Annotated in this window: 15 protein-coding genes and 2 tRNA genes; 4 read left to right on the top strand and 13 right to left on the bottom strand. The window is 71.4% G+C overall.

The features are described from left to right. Window positions 1-43: 43 nt before the first annotated feature. Window positions 44-607 carry an HIT family protein gene (locus Sri02f_RS14950; protein ID WP_109001668.1) on the bottom strand — a complete coding sequence of 188 codons (564 nt, stop codon included), beginning with the start codon at window positions 605-607 and terminating at the stop codon, window positions 44-46. Window positions 608-674: 67 nt separating this feature from the next. Between Sri02f_RS14950 and Sri02f_RS14955 the strand changes: the two genes are divergently transcribed. After that, on the top strand, window positions 675-1,334 hold the full coding sequence (locus tag Sri02f_RS14955; protein ID WP_109001669.1) for a potassium channel family protein: 660 nt from the start codon (window positions 675-677) through the stop codon (window positions 1,332-1,334). A gap of 42 nt (window positions 1,335-1,376) precedes the next feature. Here Sri02f_RS14955 and thrS read toward each other — a convergent pair whose 3' ends face one another. The 3 genes from thrS to Sri02f_RS14970 all read right to left on the bottom strand — a co-directional run bounded on the left by thrS (window position 1,377) and on the right by Sri02f_RS14970 (window position 5,241). Next, a complete protein-coding gene (gene thrS, locus Sri02f_RS14960; RefSeq protein ID WP_109001671.1) occupies window positions 1,377-3,353 on the bottom strand; it encodes a threonine--tRNA ligase in 1,977 nt (658 codons plus the stop codon). Window positions 3,354-3,442: 89 nt separating this feature from the next. Further along, window positions 3,443-4,678, bottom strand: coding sequence for a hypothetical protein (locus Sri02f_RS14965; protein ID WP_109001672.1), 1,236 nt, complete (start codon window positions 4,676-4,678; stop codon window positions 3,443-3,445). Then, complete coding sequence (locus tag Sri02f_RS14970; RefSeq protein WP_109001674.1) at window positions 4,675-5,241, bottom strand: DUF4365 domain-containing protein; 567 nt, start codon at window positions 5,239-5,241, stop codon at window positions 4,675-4,677. Before Sri02f_RS14970 ends, Sri02f_RS14965 begins: the two co-directional genes overlap by 4 nt. A gap of 168 nt (window positions 5,242-5,409) precedes the next feature. Here Sri02f_RS14970 and Sri02f_RS14975 point away from each other — a divergent pair, with 168 nt between their 5' ends. After that, on the top strand, window positions 5,410-6,135 hold the full coding sequence (locus tag Sri02f_RS14975; RefSeq protein ID WP_109001675.1) for a 3'-5' exonuclease: 726 nt from the start codon (window positions 5,410-5,412) through the stop codon (window positions 6,133-6,135). A 169-nt stretch (window positions 6,136-6,304) separates the two neighbouring features. Here the strand turns inward: Sri02f_RS14975 and Sri02f_RS14980 are convergent. Both Sri02f_RS14980 and Sri02f_RS14985 read right to left on the bottom strand, forming a co-directional pair. Then, a tRNA-Val gene (locus Sri02f_RS14980) sits at window positions 6,305-6,376 on the bottom strand. 39 nt (window positions 6,377-6,415) lie between these two features. Then, a complete protein-coding gene (locus Sri02f_RS14985; RefSeq protein WP_109001983.1) occupies window positions 6,416-6,862 on the bottom strand; it encodes an SRPBCC family protein in 447 nt (148 codons plus the stop codon). Window positions 6,863-6,962: 100 nt separating this feature from the next. Between Sri02f_RS14985 and Sri02f_RS14990 the strand changes: the two genes are divergently transcribed. Continuing rightward, window positions 6,963-9,350, top strand: a complete 2,388-nt coding sequence (locus tag Sri02f_RS14990; protein ID WP_245970638.1) for an SCO7613 C-terminal domain-containing membrane protein — start codon at window positions 6,963-6,965, stop codon at window positions 9,348-9,350. A gap of 7 nt (window positions 9,351-9,357) precedes the next feature. On the opposite strand, the gene Sri02f_RS14995 is transcribed toward Sri02f_RS14990, so the two are convergent. From Sri02f_RS14995 to Sri02f_RS15025, 7 genes are all read right to left on the bottom strand, one after another. Beyond that, the gene (locus Sri02f_RS14995) at window positions 9,358-12,093 is read right to left on the bottom strand and encodes an exo-rhamnogalacturonan lyase family protein (protein WP_109001678.1); all 2,736 of its coding nucleotides are present in this window, start codon (window positions 12,091-12,093) and stop codon (window positions 9,358-9,360) included. Between the two features lie 106 nt (window positions 12,094-12,199). Continuing rightward, window positions 12,200-12,799: a hypothetical protein gene (locus Sri02f_RS15000; protein WP_109001680.1), complete on the bottom strand. Its 600-nt coding sequence runs from the start codon at window positions 12,797-12,799 to the stop codon at window positions 12,200-12,202. 10 nt (window positions 12,800-12,809) lie between these two features. Beyond that, window positions 12,810-13,685 (bottom strand): carbohydrate ABC transporter permease, encoded by an 876-nt coding sequence (locus Sri02f_RS15005; protein ID WP_109001682.1) that lies wholly within the window; start codon window positions 13,683-13,685, stop codon window positions 12,810-12,812. Beyond that, entirely contained in the window at window positions 13,682-14,638 is a 957-nt protein-coding gene (locus Sri02f_RS15010) for a carbohydrate ABC transporter permease (protein WP_109001683.1), read from the bottom strand. Before Sri02f_RS15010 ends, Sri02f_RS15005 begins: the two co-directional genes overlap by 4 nt. Window positions 14,639-14,652: 14 nt before the next feature. After that, window positions 14,653-15,942 carry an ABC transporter substrate-binding protein gene (locus Sri02f_RS15015; RefSeq protein WP_109001685.1) on the bottom strand — a complete coding sequence of 430 codons (1,290 nt, stop codon included), beginning with the start codon at window positions 15,940-15,942 and terminating at the stop codon, window positions 14,653-14,655. Window positions 15,943-17,073: 1,131 nt separating this feature from the next. Further along, a tRNA-Val gene (locus Sri02f_RS15020) sits at window positions 17,074-17,145 on the bottom strand. A 90-nt stretch (window positions 17,146-17,235) separates the two neighbouring features. Then, window positions 17,236-17,697: a TIGR02611 family protein gene (locus Sri02f_RS15025; RefSeq protein WP_109001686.1), complete on the bottom strand. Its 462-nt coding sequence runs from the start codon at window positions 17,695-17,697 to the stop codon at window positions 17,236-17,238. 191 nt (window positions 17,698-17,888) lie between these two features. Here Sri02f_RS15025 and Sri02f_RS15030 point away from each other — a divergent pair, with 191 nt between their 5' ends. After that, window positions 17,889-18,302 (top strand): SsgA family sporulation/cell division regulator, encoded by a 414-nt coding sequence (locus Sri02f_RS15030; protein ID WP_004002642.1) that lies wholly within the window; start codon window positions 17,889-17,891, stop codon window positions 18,300-18,302. Window positions 18,303-18,378: the final 76 nt, after the last annotated feature.

Consider the following 18,378-nt stretch of genomic DNA (forward strand, 5'->3'; position numbering starts at 1 on the left):
CGTCCTCGAGCGCCGGACGGGCCGGTTTTCCCGGCCGGGGTCGTCAGGCCGAGGCCGGCCAGGCGTCCGCGAGCATCTTCCTGGTGTCCGCGAGGAGTTGGGGCAGCACACGCGTGTGTCCCACCACCGGCATGAAGTTCGTGTCGCCGCCCCAGCGGGGCACGATGTGCTGGTGGAGGTGGGCGGCGATGCCGGCCCCCGCCACGCTCCCCTGGTTCATGCCGATGTTGAAGCCGTGCGCGCCGGACGCGGTGCGCAGAGCCGTCATCGCCTGCTTGGTCAGCTCGGCGAGCTCGGCGGTCTCCAGGACGGTCAGATCGGTGTAGTCGGCCACGTGCCGGTAGGGCACGGTCATCAGGTGGCCGCCGTTGTACGGGTACAGGTTGAGCACCGCGTACACGTGCTCGCCGCGTCGGACGATCAGGCCGTCCTCGTCGGACTTCGCCGGGATCGAGCAGAACGGGCAGCCGTCGTCGGCCCCCGGGCCGGTCGGCTTGTTCTCACCCTGGATGTAGGCCATCCGGTGGGGCGTCCACAGGCGCTGGAACGAGTCCTGCGTCCCCACTCCGATCTGCTGCTCCGGCTCACTCGTCATGACCGTCAGCATATGGCTTCGCCCGTTCGCGGCGTGTCGCCGGGGTTCGCGCGGAAGCCGCGCGGGCCAAGCTGGGCCGATGGACGACGACAGCCGCCACGCCCGCTGGGAGCAGCGCACCGAGATCCCGCTGTTCCTGGCGTCACTGCTGTTCCTGGCCGCCTATGCCGCGCGCGTCCTGGCCGAGGGCATGCCGTCCGCGTGGAAGAGCCTGTGCGGGTTCACGATGCTCGTGCTCTGGCTGGTGTTCGTGACGGACTACGTCGTCCGCTGGCGCCTCGGCGGGCAGCGCTTCACGCGTTTCGTCAGGACGCACTTCCTGCACACGGTGGTGGTCGTCCTGCCACTGCTGCGGCCGCTGCGGATCGTCCCGCTCTACGACGCGATCCAGCATCGCCAGGGGGAGCCGCGGCTCTCCCTGCACGCGCGCGTGATCGCCTACGCCGGGCTCTCGGCGCTGCTCCTCGGCTTCGCCGGGGCCCTCGCGGTCTACCAGCAGGAGCGGGGGGCGCCGGGCGCGTCCATGCGGACGTTCGGGGACGCGGTGTGGTGGGCCGCCGCGACCCTCAGCACGGTCGGCTACGGGGACATCACACCGGTGACCCCGGGCGGCCGGGCGATCGCGATGGGCATGATGGCCGGCGGGCTGGCTCTGCTCGGGGCCGTGACCGGGTCGTTCTCGTCGTGGCTGCTGCAGATCTTCTCGCGCGAGAGCGACCGCAGGCCCCCGGAAGGCTGAGCCTTCCGGGGGCCTGCGGGACTCAGCCTCCGGGCGTCCGGCTCAGACCTGCGCCCGCTCCTCGACGACCTTCGCGATCTTCGCGATGGCCTCGTCGAACGGGATGCCGTTCTCCTGCGAGCCGTCGCGGTAGCGGAAGGACACCGAACCGGCCGCCATGTCCTCGTCGCCCGCGATGACCATGAAGGGCACCTTCTGCTTCTGCGCGTTGCGGATCTTCTTCTGCATACGGTCCGAGGAGGAGTCCACCTCGACCCGCAGGCCCTTCTTCTTCGCGGCCGCGGCGAACTTCTCCAGGTACTCCACGTGGCCGTCGCCGATCGGGATGCCGAGCGCCTGGACCGGGGCCAGCCACGCCGGGAACGCGCCCGCGTAGTGCTCCAGGAGCACCGCGAAGAACCGCTCGATCGAGCCGAACAGCGCGCGGTGGATCATCACCGGGCGCTGCTTGGCGCCGTCCGGGCCGGTGTACTCCAGGTCGAAGCGCTCGGGCAGGTTGAAGTCGAGCTGGATGGTCGACATCTGCCAGGTCCGGCCGATGGCGTCCTTCGTCTGGACGGAGATCTTCGGCCCGTAGAAGGCGGCGCCGCCCGGGTCGGGCACCAGCGGCAGGCCCTGCTTCTCGGCGACCTGGCGCAGCGTCTCGGTCGCCTCGTCCCAGGCCTCGTCGGAGCCGACGAACTTCTCCGGGTCCTTCGTGGACAGCTCCAGGTAGAAGTCCTCCAGGCCGTAGTCGCGCAGCAGGCCGAGGACGAACGTGAGCGTCTTGTCGAGCTCCTCCGCCATCTGCTCACGGGTGCAGTAGATGTGCGCGTCGTCCTGGGTGAAGCCGCGGGCGCGGGTGAGGCCGTGCACGACGCCCGACTTCTCGTACCGGTACACGGTCCCGAACTCGAACAGACGCAGCGGCAGCTCGCGGTAGGAGCGGCCGCGCGCGTCGAAGATCAGGTTGTGCATCGGGCAGTTCATGGGCTTGAGGTAGTAGTCCACGCCCTCGTCGAGCTGCATGGGCGGGTACATGCCGTCGGCGTACCAGTCCAGGTGGCCGGACGTCTCGAAGAGCTTCCCCTTCGTCGCGTGCGGGGTGTAGACGAACTCGTAGCCCTCCTCCTCGTGCCGGCGGCGCGAGTAGTCCTCCATGACCCGGCGGATGATGCCGCCCCGCGGGTGGAAGACGGCGAGGCCGGAGCCGATCTGCTCGGGGATGGAGAACAGGTCGAGCTCGCTGCCCAGCTTGCGGTGGTCGCGCTTCTCGGCCTCGGCGAGGAAGTCGAGGTGGGCCTTCAGCTCCTCCTTGGAGGGCCAGGCGGTGCCGTAGATGCGCTGGAGCATGGGGTTCTTCTCGCTGCCGCGCCAGTAGGCGGCCGCGTTGCGCATCAGCTTGAACGCCGGGATGTTGCGAGTGGTGGGCAGGTGGGGACCGCGGCAGAGGTCCTTCCAGCACAGGTCGCCGGTCTTGGCGTCCAGGTTGTCGTAGATCGTCAGCTCGCCGGAGCCGACCTCCACGTCCGCGCCGTCCTCGCCGGAGGCCGAGCCCTTGAGGCCGATCAGCTCCAGCTTGTAGGGCTCGTCGGCGAGCTCCTCGCGGGCGGCCTCGTCGGTGACGACGCGCCGGGCGAACCGCTGCCCCCGCTTCTGGATCTCCTGCATCTTCTTCTCGACGGCCTTGAGGTCCTCGGGCGTGAACGGCCGCTCGACGTCGAAGTCGTAGTAGAAGCCGTCCTTGACCGGCGGGCCGATGCCCAGCTTGGCCTCGGGGAAGAGCTCCTGCACGGCCTGGGCCATCACATGCGCGGTGGAGTGGCGCAGGATGTTCAGGCCGTCCTCGGAGGAGATCTCGACGCCCTCGACCTCGTCGCCCTCGCGGACCGCGTACGACAGGTCCTTGAGCTCGCCGGCCACCCGCGCGGCGACGATCGAGCGCTCGCCGGCGAAGAGGTCGGCGGCCGTGGTGCCCGTCGTCACCGTGCGCTCTTCCCGCTCGGAATCGCGTTGGATGATCACACGGACGTCTGACACCGGTCTCTCCTGACTGAAGGGGGTGCGGCGCCATACCGTGAGCGCGCGCAAGAGGCGATCGTACCGACCCGCACCCGCCGACCGCGAAATCAGTCCCCCGGCTCCTCCCCTTCGCAGGCCTCGTCGAAGTAGTCCGCGCCCGCCGGGTTCCCCTGCATCGACTTCATCAGCCGGTCCCGCTCCGCCTCGTCGACCTGCACGGCCACGACCCCGCAGGCGCCGGTGAGCCGGCGGAACCCGCCCCGGCTCTCCAGCCGGCCCTGCACCCGCACCGGCAGTCCGACCAGGTGGGCCTGCCCGGCGATGCGGTAGTCCGCCTCGTCGAGGGTGAGCCGCAGGTGCGGGATGTCCGCGCCGGCCAGCACCCGCAGCCGTACGCTCCCGTCGCCGCGCGGTCCCGACCTGCGCAGGCGGACCACCGCGCCGGTGATCCGCACGTGCACGGAGGGCTCCTCGCGCAGATAGCGGGCGCCCGCCTCACGCAGCACGGACAGGTCGCCGGGCGAGAACTCCACCGGTTCCCCGCCGGCGGCGCAGTCCGCGGGGACGCCGGCCGCGGGCGACCACTCGACGGCGATCCGAGCGCCCTCGGCGCCGCGCACGAGCGCGATCAGCGCCTCGGTGAGCTCGCGGCTGGCGCCGGCCTCCACGGCGCTGTCGAAGGCGTCCATGCCGCCGGTGGCCCGCTGGTAGTCGACGGCCTCGCGGACGGCGTAGAGGGCCTGGTGGAGACGGACGGCGAGGTTGCGGGCGCGGGCGACCGGCACGAAGGCGGTCAGCCGGCGTCCGTTGGTCGCCGAGCCCACCAGGACGTCGTCCAGCGCCGCCAGGGCGGCACGCCGGTGCCGTGCGCCGTGGTAGCCCGCTCGCGCGCGGGTGGCGAGCGCGCCGGCCAGCAGCATCTGACGGGCGGCGGCGCGCAGTTGCTCCTCCACGGCCCAGGAGGCGGCCCCGGCGGGCCCGGTCGGCGAGTCCCGCCACCAGCGGATCTCGTCGCTGGGCACGGCCAGTCCGACGAGCACCTCGCGCGCGGCGGGCGTGCCGCTGCGGACGAGCGCCAGGAGCGCCTCGCCGAGCAGGTCGTCGCTGTCGGGAAAGGCGCGGCTCTCCGGCACGAGGAGGCTGATCCCGGCGCCGCCCGGTCCGGGCGGGGTCCAGCGGCCGTAGCGCCCCGCCGCCCCGCCGCGCCGCTGCCAGCCGTGCCGGCGCAGCAGGGCGCCGAGCACGGCGGGGTCCACCTCGGAGGGCTCCGGGGGGTGGTTCCAGGGGGCCTCGGGGTGCGGCCGCACCGGCCGCAGCGGCTCGTCGAGGGGGCGGTGGGTCATGGTCTGCCTCCCGTCCCGGCCCGCGTCATGATCTCGCACAGCGCCCGGTCGTCGAAGATGCGTGTGGTCGGTATCCGCACGGTGGTCCGGGTCCGGCCGGTGATCGGGTGGCCGGCGAGATTGACCCAGTAGCAGCAGTGCCGCAGGTCGAGGCGGTCATGACCGGCCCGCAGCCACTGGTCCTGCGACCGGGGGACGATCATCACGACGAGGATCTTGTGCACCGACACCGGGGTGCGGGCGAGCTTGCGCAGATGGGCGTTGTCGAGGGTGAAGGAGAAGAAGCGGCCCGGCGGGTCGGGGCGCACCTGATAGGTCGCCTTGAGCTGCACCTTGATGGTGACCTCGTCGTCGACGGTGTGTCCGGGTGCGCTGTGGCTGACGTGCCAGTCGATGCCGTTGTCCGGGAACGGCTGGGACAGCGAGCAGCCCGCGGCCGCCGCGACGGCGTGCAGATAGCCCACCTGCAGTGTCTCCATGCAGGCGGTGGTGGCGAGTGTGCCGCGGTGAACGCCCGCGCGTTCAGGCAGCAGCCCGCCCCGCTCGGGCTGCGCAATCGCCATGGCCAACAGCCTTCCCACCAGAGCCGATCCCCGTGACGGGCCGCTGAACTGCAAAGACCCGTACTCGTGTTGTGTCCTTCCGGCGTACGGCGCAAACAGCCCGGGTATCACCAAACAGGCAGAAGACGGTGCGTCAGCTGCCGTGGGTGAACGAGGGGTTGAGAAGGTATGGCGTACTGGTACGAGGGCCCTTTGGCCGCATTTGACACGGAGACGACGGGCGTCGACGTGGAGACCGACCGGATCGTGTCGGCCGCCCTCGTCGTCCAGGACGCGCCGGGCGCGAGGCCGCGGGTGAACCGGTGGCTGGTGAACCCGGGCGTCCCGGTGCCCGCCGGGGCGACGGACGTGCACGGGCTGACGGACGACCACCTGCAGCGCAACGGCCGCTGGCCGGCGCCGGTGATGTTCGAGATAGCCGAGCTGCTCGCCGAACAGGCGGCGGCCGGACGGCCGTTGGTGGTCATGAACGCGCCGTTCGACCTGACGCTGCTCGACCGTGAGCTGCGCAGGCACCGCGCCTCGTCGCTGGGCCACTGGCTGGACGCGACACCGCTGCGGGTGCTGGACCCGCGGGTGCTGGACAAGCACCTGGACCGCTACCGCAAGGGGCGGCGCACGCTCACCGACCTGTGCGCGCACTACGACGTGACGCTGGCGGAGGCGCACGACGCGGCGGCGGACGCGCTGGCCGCGCTGGAGGTCGTCAGGGCGCTGGGCCGCCGCTTCGCGGCCCGGCTGGAGCGGCTGTCCCCCGCCGAGCTGCACACGCTGCAGGCGACCTGGCACGCGGCGCAGGCGCGGGGGCTGCAGGCGTGGTTCGCCCGCAGCGGCACGCCGGAGACGGTGGACACGTCGTGGCCCCTGCGGCCGGAGCTGCCGGCGGCGGCTTAGGACCCCCAGGACGGACGCCCGGCGGACACGGCGTCACGACGGACACGGCGCACACGGCGCACGACGGACACCACACCCGCAACAGACGCAGCACACGCAACGCGACAGACGCACAGGCACGAGGGACACGAAAAAGCCGGTCCGCTCGACGCGGACCGGCCTCTCCCGGTGGGCGATACTGGGTTCGAACCAGTGACCTCTTCGGTGTGAACGAAGCGCTCTCCCACTGAGCTAATCGCCCGGGAACGCACTGAACCATACAGGGCCCCGCACGCTTCCTTCAAACCGCTTCCAGGTACGCCGCCAGACCGCGCCGTCCGGCACGCATCATCAGCCGGTGGTTCAGGCGGAACAGCGGCCGTCCCGGCACGGCGAGCCGCCTCAGCAGCGGCTTGTCCACGCGGACCTCCTGGTCGTAGCGGGCGACGGCGCCGGAGCCCTCGGCGGTGACCGTCCAGCGCGCCCAGCCGTCGAGATCGCCCGACAGGGCGACCTCCAGGACCCCGGCCGCGGAGTCGCCGCGCACGGCGCGCACCGTGAACGTCAGGTCGTACGGAAGGGCGGAGCGCACGCGGACGACGCCGGTCGTGTCATCGACGCGGCCCACCTCGCGCACCTGGGGCCACCAGCGCGGGTAGTCCTCGGGCCGGCCCAGCGCCTCGTACACGCGAGCGGGCGGCGCGGGCAGGGCCCATCGGCTGTGGAAGCGGTAGTGGGTCCAGTCCATGGGCAGAGTGTGCCCGCGCACGGCCCGACCAGTGCGGATGAGTACGTTCTGAGTACGGGCGCTCATGCCGGCGGCCGTGACGCGAACCACACTCCGAGGCATGACGCATTTCCCGCCCCCGGCCGAGGAGCTGCGGCTCCTCGACACCGAGCTGCGACAACTGGACGTCCGCCGGGCCCACTTGCTGGCCCGCCGCGCCTGGCTGGTCGCCGCGCTGCAGCAGGCGGCTCCGCCGGTCGCTCCGGGATGGCCGGCCCGGCCCGCGCCCGCGGCCTCGTCCCGCCGCCCCGAGACCGGCGCCGCCGGTGTGCAGAACGTTCTCCTCCTGCTCGGGGGGATCCTGCTCACCGTCGCGGCGATGGCCTTCACGCTGGTCAGCTGGGGCCATCTCGGGATCGCCGGGCGCAGCGCGGTGCTCGGCGCGGTCACGCTCGCGGTGCTCGGCGCGCCCGTGGCGCTTCTGCGGCGGAGGCTGCGTTCGACCGCCGAGTCGGTCGCCGGTCTCGGTCTCGCGCTGACGGCGCTGGACGCGTACGCCCTGCACGAGGTGGCGTTCACCGCGGCGGACGGCACGACGTACGCGGCGGCCGCCTCGACGCTGCTGGCGGCGCTCTGGGCGGCGTACGGCACGGCGCTCGCCGCGCTGCCGGGCACGGCCGCGCTGCGCCTGCCCGGCCCGGCCGCCTTGACGGTCGGCCAGCTCGCGCTGCCGCTCTGGGCGGTCGCAGCCGGCGGCGGGGCGCACTCGGTCACGGCGGCGGCGCTGCTGACGGCGGCGTTCGACGCGGCGGTCGCGCTGCGGATGGCGCAACGACCGGTGCGCACGGTGGCGGTGGTGTGCGCGCTCGCCACCGGCGGCTGGGGCGGGGCGGCGGCCGTGGGGCTGTCGCTGGACGCGACCGGTCCGGGTGAGGCGGCCCGTGCGGCCGCGCTCCTCGTCCTCGCGGCGGCGATCGCCCTGTGCGTGACCCGGTACGCCCCGCACCCCGGTTTCACGGCGGGCGGGGCGCTGACGGCAGCGCTGTGCGGGGTCGCCGGTCTGGGCGGTGTCCTGCGGGCGTCGACGCCCGGCGACTGGACCGTGCCCGGGTACCTGGCGTGCGGGATCGCGCTGTTGGCCGTCGTCCGGGGTCCGGAGCCGGTGCGCCGGGGTGTCGCCTGGGCCTCGGGTCTCGTCCAGGCGGGGGCGGTGCTGTGGGCGGTCCCGGCCGTCGCGGTCACTGTGCTGGGCCCCGTGGCCCGGCTCGGGCACATCTGGTCCGGGGCTCCGGCCGACGCCCGTGCCGCGGTGACGGTCGACGCCTTCTGGCCGCCGTACGCCGCCACGGCTCCCCTGCTCCTCGCCGCCGTCGCGGTGGTCCTGGCGACGGCGGTACGGGACGGCGAGTGGCGTGCGCAGGCGCGGACCGCCGCGTTCGCGCTGCTCTGCGCGGCGATGGTCGTGGTCCCCGTCGCCCTGGAACTCCCCTATGTGGTCAGCCTGTTCGTGCTGGGTGCCACCGCTGCTGCGCTGCTGGCGCCGACGAAGCCGACGACGCGCAGCCCGTGGACGGCCGCCGGACTCGCCCTGCTCGTCTCGCTCGGTCTCGCCTTCCTCTCCCTGGCCACCGAGACCGCGACGCTGACCGTTCTCGCGGTGCTGACCGCGATGTTCGCGGGGGCCGCGTGGCGCGGCCGTGCGGCGGCCGTGTCCGCCGGCGCGTCCCTGGGGTGGGCCACGGCCCTGGCCGTGGCCGCGGGCGCCGCCGCCGGATGGCGGCCGGAGCACATCGCCCTGCTGGTGCTCGTGGTCCCCGTGGTCGCGGCGCTGGTGGCGCCGCGGATCGGCGACCGGGTGACGACGGCCGTGGTGGAGGCCGTCGGCGCCGGCGCGGGCCTGCTGGCCGTCGGTCTCGCGGTGTTCGACCCGCCGCTGCTCGCCCTGGTCCTGGCCCTGTGCGCGGTGATCGCCGCGGGCACGGCCGTACGCCCGGACCGGCGTCGCGTCGGGTACGCGGCGGTCGCCCTGTTCGTGCTGGCCTCCTGGGTGCGGCTGACGTCCTGGCGGGTGGGGCTCGTGGAGGCGTACACCCTTCCGGTGACGGTCCCTGCGCTGCTCGTCGGGGCCCTGCGCCGGCGCCGGGACCCGGCGGCCTCCTCCTGGACCGCGTACGGTCCCGGTCTGACGGCCACGCTGCTGCCGAGCCTCGCCGTGGCCTGGGGCGACCCCGGGTGGACCCGCCCGCTGCTGCTGGGCGCGTCCGCGCTGCTGCTGACCCTGCTCGGGGCCCGGCACCGCCTGCGGGCGCCGCTCCTGCTGGGCGGGACGGTCCTCACGCTGGACGCGCTGCACGAACTCGCCCCGTATCTGGTCCAGATGACCGACGCGCTTCCGCGCTGGGCGCCGCCCGCACTCGCCGGACTGCTGCTGCTCGCGCTCGGGGCGACGTACGAGCAGCGGCTGCGGGATGTCCGGCGGGTGCGGGAGGTCCTGGAGAGGATGAACTAGCCGGGTGTCAGGGCATCTTGTCGCCGAGCAGCGCCAGGTTCTCGATCGCGGCGAGGCCGTAGAGCGCGGTGTCGTTGGTGGCGACCCAGGCGGCCTCGCTGCCCGCGACCAGGGTGGCGGGGCCGCTGAGCGGCTCCGTCTTCCACGGCGAGGACTCGGTGTAGCCGTCGGAGCCGTAGAACTTCGTCCACGCCCGCTTGGCGAGCGCCGCGTCGCCCGTCTGGACGGCGGCGTAGGCGTCGAGGCGCGAGTGGCCCTGGAACAGCAGCAGGGTGCCGAAGTGGGAGCCGTAGCGCGCCGCCTGTTCCGCCTTGGTGGCGTTGAAGTAGCGGCAGTAGTCGAAGTAGGCCTCGTTGAACTTCGGCATGTCGACCAGGTGGATGAGTTCGGCGCACAGTTCGTTCAGGCCGAAGACCGCCGACAGGTGGGACACGCTGACCGCCGGGGCACTGGCGACGGCGAACCTGCCGGTGTCCAGGTCGTACAGGCCGCTGCCCTGGACGAAGCCGTTGGGCTGGGCGGCGATCGTCTCCATCGTGGACAGCACGCGCGCCTTGGCCTTCTCCCACTTGGGTCCCTTGCGTTCCCACTCGGTGAGCCATGCCGACACCAGCCCGCTCCAGTCGGTGCCGAAGCCGATCGAGAGGGCGTGCCGGTCGGGCGTGTAGGGCTCGGTGCGGATCTTGCGCAGCGGGTCCAGCGCGAGGAACGTCTCGTCGGAGTCGACGTTGGCGTGCATGAGGTCGCCGACGCGTTCGTCGGCGGTGAGGAAGTAGTAGTACCGGCGGTAGGTGGTGTTGGCGATGCGCTGCTGCTTGGCGCTGTCGGCGTAGTGCTGGACGCCGTGCCGGGTGCCGAGCCCCGCCCACTGGCCGAGATGGTAGACGTCGACCTCCCCGGTGTGCCGGGTCATCGACTCGGCGAAGCGGAAGATGTCCGCGCGGCCGGACCGCAGGTACGCCATCCAGAGCCAGATGTCCGGCGACAGCTCGGAGTTGTCCCACGCGTAGCCGCCGATGTCGTACCGCCACTGGTGCCGTACGGCGTCGTAGGTGTGCATGATGTCGCCGTAGTCCCAGAAGCCGTACCAGCGCCGCTGTTCCACCTGGTCCTTGTAGTAGGTGAAGAGGAAGTCGAGGTGGTCCTCGATCCTGGCCTTGGCGGGGGTGGAGCGGTCGGGCTCGGAGTAGAGACCCGGGCCGAGGACCTTGGCCTTGATGAGCTGCCTGGGCGGCGCGGCGAGCTGCGGCAGCACCCGTACGGCCGCGACCTGTTCGGCCAGCTTCTCGGGCGACGGCGTCGACTCGTTGGCCCAGAACATCAGCTCGGAGGTACGGGCGATCCCGTAGGGGGTGCCGAAGCCGGGCTCGTAGTCCTCGTAGGTGATGTTGAGGCCTTCGAGCTGCTCGGGGTAGGTGTCCTGGCCCATGCCGTCGTGGTAGAAGCGCAGGTCCATGGGCTGTGCCTCGGGCGACCAGAGCCAGAGGGTGACCTCGGCCTCGTCGGTGTGCGCCTCGCGGACGTCGAGCTGGGCCGGGTGCTTCTCCCAGAAGTCCCTGAGGCCGAAGGAGAGGCCGCCGCTGACCCCGCCGACGTAGCCGAAGCCGGAGGCGCGCCTGCCGCCGCCGGCGGCGATCCAGCCGTGGCCCTTCTTGGTGCGCTTGCGCAGGGTGAAGCCGTCGGCGGAGAGCTGCGAGAGGGTGTAGTCCCCCCATTCCGGGATGTACTGGAGCCGGGTGGTCACCCGTTGGTCCCAGGTGGCCGGGTCGGGCAGCTTCCGGCCCGCGTACTGGGCCGCCTGGACCGCGGCGCCCGGGTCGCGGCGCAGTCCGGTGATGCCCTTGACCGCCTCGCGCAGCAGACCTGAGCCTTCGCCGCCGATGCGGATGTGGCGGTCGTAGGACTCGTCGCGCATCGGGACGGTGAAGCGGACGCCCAGGCCCCGGATGAAGTCGCCGCTCGCCTTGCCGGGCTCCTGCTTTCCGTCGTACGTGATCGTGTGGACCATGCGGAAGGAGTCGGCGCCCGCGTAGAAGTAGAGGCGGAGGGAGAAGGGCAGCCAGCTGCGGCTGCCCCTGCGGTGCTTGCCGTCGATGCGGACGACGGCGCGGACCGGGCCCGACTGCTCGACGGTGACGCCGTCGACGACCCCGTCGAAGCGCTCGGTCCGGACGGAGCCCTGGTCCTCGTCCTCGATCTCCGGCTGGCGGATCAGCACCAGCCGGCCGTTCCTGGCGATCTCGGTGGAGCCGCGGGTCACGGACTTGACGATCGTGGAGCCCGATTTGCCGATCTTCGCCGTGATGACGCCCGTCGAGACGTCGACGGTGCCGCCGCGCTTGTCGACGGTGACCTTCTCGGCGGGGGCGGCCGGGGCGCCGGCGGCGAGGGTGAGCTTGCCGGTGCCCGAACTCACGGCGTGGGCGGTCCACTTGAGGGAGCCGTCGGGCCAGTAGGCGATCGGCCAGGACTGTACGGGGACGTCCTTGCCGTCGGCGTCGGTCAGCGCGAAGGTCTGGTCCTCCCGGTAGGCGCCCATGGGCCAGGGCACGCCGAGCGTGGAGCCGGGGGCGGCGCCGAGACCGCCGTCCTCCAGCCAGTCCAGGGTGACGGGGTCGGCGTCCGCCGCCGCGCCTCTCGGCGCGGCCTCGGCGTCCTTGGCTCCTAGGGCCCAGCTGAACTGCGCGGCGGCGCCGGCGACGGCCGCCGCCTTGAGCAGGGACCTGCGGGGGATGGGAGACATGAGATGCAGCCTTCCTTTCCGTGCGGCTTGCGCAGCGGGATGGTCAGGGGCATGACAGAGAGAGGAACGACGCCCGAGGCGCCGTCCCCGGACGAGGGCGCCGCCGTCAGCGGTGCCGGTACCGCGCCTCGACGGCGACGGCCGCCGCGACGGCGGCCCCGAGGACGGGAACCGCCAGCGGCGGGACGAACCAGGCGGACAGGGCGACGACGGCGAGGCCGCAGACGATCAGGAAGGACCCGGCGGGATCGCGCACGGTGCGCCGCCCGGCGTCCGCGAGCAGCGCCCGCCAGCGGGAGCCGGGCGTCCAGACGGCCGCCGCCCGCAGCAGGGTCACGACGAGCCCGATCAGCGCGAAGACGCCCACCGCCCCGACGTACGGCCCGCCGGGCAGCCCGGCCCGGGAGGCCAGGACGTCCACCCGGACCGCGGCGGCCGCGGCCCAGCCGGCGAGCCCGACGACCCATCCCCCGCGCACGGCCGCCAGGAAGTCCGCGGCGAAGTCCCGCAGACCGCCCTCCTGATGGCTCGTACGCCGCCGCAGGTGCCGTGCGCCGGCCGCGAAGGCCGCGGGACAGGTGACGACGCCGAGGCTGGCGATCGCGATCCACACCCCGGTGAGCAGACACTCGGCGAAGACCGCGAAGCGCTCGCCGAACACCGACTCCCTGCGCGCGGAGCGGGCCCTCACCCGTGCTTGCGCCATGGTGACCGCCTCAGCCCTTCAGTCCGGAGGTCGCCATGCCGTCGATGAGATGGCGCTGGAAGGCCATGAAGAAGGCGATGACCGGAACGAGCGCCACCAGCGACATCGCGATCATGCTGCCGTAGTCGGAGATGCCCTCCTGGTCGCGGAACATCATCAGCCCGAGCGAGACCGTGTACTTGGAGGGGGTGTTCAGGTAGATCAACGGACCCATGAAGTCGTTCCACGCGTTGATGAAGGCGAAGATGGCGCTGGTGATGATCGCCGGACGGCTCAGCGGCAGCACGACGGACCAGTAGGTCCGCAGGTGCCCGCAGCCGTCCAGCTTGGCCGCCTCGTCCAGCTCGCGCGGCAGCCCGCGCATGAACTGGACCATCAGGAAGACGAAGAACGCCTCAGTGGCCAGGAACTTCCCCGCCACGAGCGGTACCAGCGTGTCGATGTAGCCGAGATTGCGGAACAGCACGTACTGCGGGATGAGCAGCACGTGGTACGGCAGCAGCAGCGTGCCGATCATCAGGGTGAAGAGCAGGTTCCGCCCGGCGAACCGGATCTTGGCGAAGGCGTACGCGGTGAGCGAGCTGGAGAGCACCACGCCGGCCACGGCCAGGACGGCGTACATGAGCGAGTTGGTGAAGAAGGTGCCGATGGAGATCCCGGAGATGCCGTCGGCGAGCCCGGAGAAGTTCGCCCAGACCGGCTTGGCTGGCAGCAGGTCGAGGCTGGCGACGATGTCCTTGCTCGGCTTGAACGAGGCCCCGAGCACCCAGACCACCGGGTAGAGGACGACGGCGAGCACGAGCAGCGCCCCCACGTGCCAGGCGAGGGAGCCGACGCGCCGCCGCTCGCTGGCGGCCCGTGCGACGGGGGTGGTGGCAGTGCTCACTTGGCGGCCTCCTCGTAGTGCACCCACTTCTTCTGCGACCAGAACAGGACCGCCGTGACGAGCGCCACCGCCACCACCAGCGTCCAGGCCATCGCGGAGGCGAAGCCCATCTGGGCCTCCTTGAAGCCCTTCTGGTACAGGTAGCAGGTATAGACCAACGTGGCGTCGGCCGGTCCGCACCGGGTGTCGGAGACGACGTACGCCGAGCCGAACACCTGGAACGCGTGGATCGACTCCAGCAGCACGTTGAAGAAGAGGACCGGGGAGATCATCGGCAGCGTGATGTTCCAGAACTGGCGGAACGGGCCGGCGCCGTCCATCTCGGCGGCCTCGTACAGTTCCTGCGGCACCTGTTTGAGCCCCGCCAGGAAGATGACCATCGGCGCGCCGAACTGCCAGATGCTCAGCGCCACCAGCGCGTACAGGACGTAGTCCGGGTTGCCGATCCAGCCGCCGACGTCGAGCCCGAAGATCTTCTGCGTACGGTCGACCACGGCGCCGTCGGAGAACAGCGCCCGCCACACGAAGCCCACGGAGACGCTGGCCCCGATGAGCGACGGCATGTAGAACGCGGCCCGGTACAGGGCCTGTCCGCGCCGCTTCTGCGCGAGCAGCAGCGCCACCCCGAGGGCGAGGAGCAGCTTCAGCGGTGTGGCCACGACGACGTACTTCAGCGTGACCTGCACCGACTTCTGCCAGCGCGGATCCTGGAACATCGTGGTGAAGTTGTCGAGACCCACCCACCTGGGCGGCGTGAACAGGTTGTAGCTCGTGAACGCGTAGTACAGCGAGGCGATCATCGGCCCGGCCGTGAGCAGCAGGAACCCCGCGATCCACGGCGACATGAAGAGATAGCCGGCGAGATTCTCGCGCCGCCGCCCGCGTCGCCCGGCGACCGGAGCGGCGGACCGCTCCTTCGCCGGGCGTGCGGGCGCTTCCTTGACGAGCGTCATGGTGGTACGTCCCCTCAGCCCGCGAACGCGGCCTTGGCCTCGCTGAACAGCGCCTTCGCGGCGTCGGCCGGCTTGGTCTTGCCCTGGGCGACCTCACCGCCGATGCGCAGGAAGGCCGCCTCGATGACGTCCGCGCCGGACGGGTGCGGGGTGATCTTCCCGAGCACGCCAGCCTTGGAGACCTCGTCCTCGTAGGCCGCGACGCCCTTGTTCTGGGCGTCGGCCGGCTTGAAGGCGTCGTACTGCTCGGTGGTGGCGAGGATGCCGCGGTCGTAGCCCATGATCTTGCCGACCTCGGGGTCGTGGACCATGAAGTCGATGAACTGGGCCGCTTCCTTCGGGTGCTTGGTCCCGGAGAAGGCGCTCAGCATCAGCGAGCCGAGGTACTGGCCGGTGTCCTTGCCGTTCGTGGTGGGAATGGGCGCGAGCCCGTAGTCCGACTCGCCCTCGCCCTCATAGCGGATGGAGAAGTTGTCCCAGGTGAACTCGGACGCGGCCAGGCCCGCCGAGAGTCCCGACTTCGGCTTGACCTGCTCGATCTTCTTGGGGTCGGCGACGAGTCCGGACTTGACGCGCTTGTAGCCGTCCTCCCACCACTGCGTCACGTCGTCCTCGGTGAAGCCGAGACCGGTCTCCGTGAAGAACGCCTTTCCGTTCTGACGCAGGTACAGGTCGTAGAGGTACATGATGTTGAAGTATCCGGTGTCACCGGCGATCTTCAGTTTGTCCTGGACGGTCTGCAGCGCGGCGAAGTAGTCGTCCCAGGTCCAGCCGAACTTCGCCGCCACGCCCGCCTTCTTGAAGGCCTTCAGGTCGATGACGAGCGCCATGGTGTTCGCGCCGACGGGTATGCCGATCTGCTTGCCGTCGACCTGACCGTTCGCCAGAACACCGTTGCGGAAGTTCTCCAGCTTCAGGTTTCCCGCGTCCGCCTGCGCCTTCAGATCCATCAGAACACCGCGCTTGTCGTACTTGCGCAGAAAGCCGACCGCATTCTGGAAAACGTCCGGCGGATTCCCGCCGGAAGCCTGGGTCTGGAACTTCTCCCAGAACGCCTCGTAGTCGGTGAATTCGGGCTTGATCTTGATCTTCGGGTACTTCTTCTCGAAGAGCGCGATCGTCTTCTTGATGGCGATGGTGCGCGGCTCGCCACCCCACCACGCATAACGGATCGTCACCGTCCCGTCGGCGGAGGTCCCACTGTCTCCCCCGCACCCGGTGGTCGCGGCCAGGCCCAGCGTGGCCGCCGTCGCCCCCGCGGCCTTGAGGATCGTTCGCCTCTCAACATTCCTGCTGGTTCCCACAGTCGGGCCCTCCCCGCAGCGTCACTGCCGCTTGCATGAATCGTTTCAAGAAAGCGCTTGCTGGCACAAGGTACGAGGGGGTTGAGAGAGCGTCAATGATTCGGACAGGAATTTCTTGTGCGGCGACTCCGCGGCGGGGCGGCCGTTCCCGGACCGTTTGGCACTCACCCGAACGTGAAGCTCCTGGTGAGGGGCTTCCGTTCGGCGCATCGAACCGAGGATCAGCTTTCGCGGGCAAGGGGCGAACGGCTGAAACCCGCGCCGGGACGGCGGCTTGGCCTGGGGGAGGACAGATCCCCATGGGAGGCAGGTGAATTGATGGAGTGTGAGGTGGTTGAGGGGCTTGCCTGTGGGGCGGGGGCGGCGCCAAGGGCGCGCGGGCGGCGGGGGCGGTGAGGGTTACGGGGTGTGACCGGATCCGACCGGAGGCGGGGCGCGCCCCGAAGGCAGGCCGCAAGACGAGCTGGAGCGTGGCGAGGCGTCCAGGGATCCGGCGGTGAGGACCGGGGGCGACCGGGAGGTAGGCCGCGCGGGGGAAGCGCTGCGCAACTGGTCGGGCGTGGCCGAGGAGAGTCGGGCGGAACCGGCGGCTGAGGCTGGCAGGGGGGCCGCGTAAGGGCCGGTCGCCGGGACCGGCAGGGCGCTGACCAGGGGCTGGCAGCAGCGGCCACTGGGACCGACGGGGGTGCCGGGACGAGCTGGCCTGTCGGGGGCTGGCAGGGGTCGGGCCGGTGTCGGCCGCGGAACCCCGTGTCGCCTCACGTCACCCCGGGCCGCGGGGATCGCGCCGGCCTCAGCGGCCGCCGTGGCCAGTACGGACGCAGGGGCCGCCGGACGAGCCGCACGGGCCGCACGGGCCTCACGGGCCGCACGGGCCGCACGGGCCGCATGGGCCGCATGGACCACGGGTCCCGAGGGGCCATGAGCGGCGGGGAGGGCGGTACGGGCCGTGAGCGGCGGGAAGGACGGCGCAGGGCGTGAGCGGCGAGGAGGACGGCGCAGGGCGTGAGCGGCGAGGAGGACGGCGCAGGCCGTGCGCGGCGGGGAGGGCGGTACGCGCCGTGCGTGGCCGGGGGGCGGTGAAACGGCGTCGGCCCGTCTGCTGTGTCGCAGACGGGCCGACGTTCCGGGTGGGCGATACTGGGTTCGAACCAGTGACCTCTTCGGTGTGAACGAAGCGCTCTCCCACTGAGCTAATCGCCCGGACGCAGGAAGAACATTACCCCAAGTCAGGGGGTGACTGTGACCATGTACGAAGGCGGACGGAGGCCCCCGCCCGCCGACCGCCGCGGATCACTGGTCCCTGATGTTCCAGGGCATCTCCAGGCCGAACTTCCACAGGTAGACCCCCAGCAACGCCCCGATGACCACCAGGCCGATCGAGGTCAGGATGATGTTGCGGCGCCGGACCTTCGGGTCCAGGGCACGCTGGGCCGCCTCGGTGACCTTGCGTTTGGTCCAGCGGAGCACCAGCTGGGCCCAGACGAACTCGGTCGCCCAGATCGCCATGCCGCCGAAGATCACGACCCAGCCGGGACCGGGCAGCGGCAGCATGACGATGCCGGCGCCCACCACGGCGAGGCCGATCACGAAGACGCCGACCTGCCAGCTCAGGTGCAGCATGCGGCGCGCCTTGACGAATTCGGGAGCCTTGGAGCCGAGCCCCTGCCCGCGCTGTTCCTGCGCCGCTCCGTCCGGTTTCGCCCCGTCCGCCGCCACGGACGCGTCGCCGGACTCGTCACTCCCCGTATTCATACAGCCAGACCCTACCCGAGAGATTCCGGTCACCGGAATGGTGGCACTCGGCGAACGAGGTGTCGGCCGGAAGAGTTACGTAAAGGCACGCAAAACACGCAGAGGGGTTTACAACGGCACCGTAGGTGGCATGTCGATTTCGCCGACGTGCGAATCCCCGAGCGCACACTGAGCGAAAGGCCCTGGCGCTTATGAACACCACGGTCAGCTGCGAGCTGCACCTGCGCCTCGTTGTGTCGAGCGAGTCCTCCCTGCCTGTCCCCGCAGGCCTGCGGTACGACACGGCCGACCCCTACGCCGTGCACGCCACCTTCCACACCGGAGCCGAAGAGACCGTCGAGTGGGTGTTCGCCCGCGACCTCCTCGCCGAAGGGCTGCACCGGCCCACGGGCACGGGCGACGTCCGAGTCTGGCCGTCGCGCAGCCACGGTCAGGGCGTCGTCTGCATCGCTCTGAGCTCTCCTGAGGGCGAAGCCCTGCTCGAGGCCCCGGCGCGAGCCCTGGAGTCCTTCCTGAAGCGGACGGACGCGGCCGTGCCTCCCGGCACGGAACACCGGCACTTCGATCTCGACCAAGAGCTCTCGCACATCCTGGCGGAGAGCTAGGGCGAGGCTCACACCGAGCCGCCCGGCGCCGTCCACTCGGGGAGACGGTTCGGGCTGATACAACCGCATAGGGCAT

Origin of the sequence: Streptomyces rishiriensis, assembly GCF_003112535.1 — a bacterium.
In the GTDB taxonomy this organism is placed as follows: Bacteria; Actinomycetota; Actinomycetes; order Streptomycetales; family Streptomycetaceae; genus Streptomyces; species Streptomyces rishiriensis.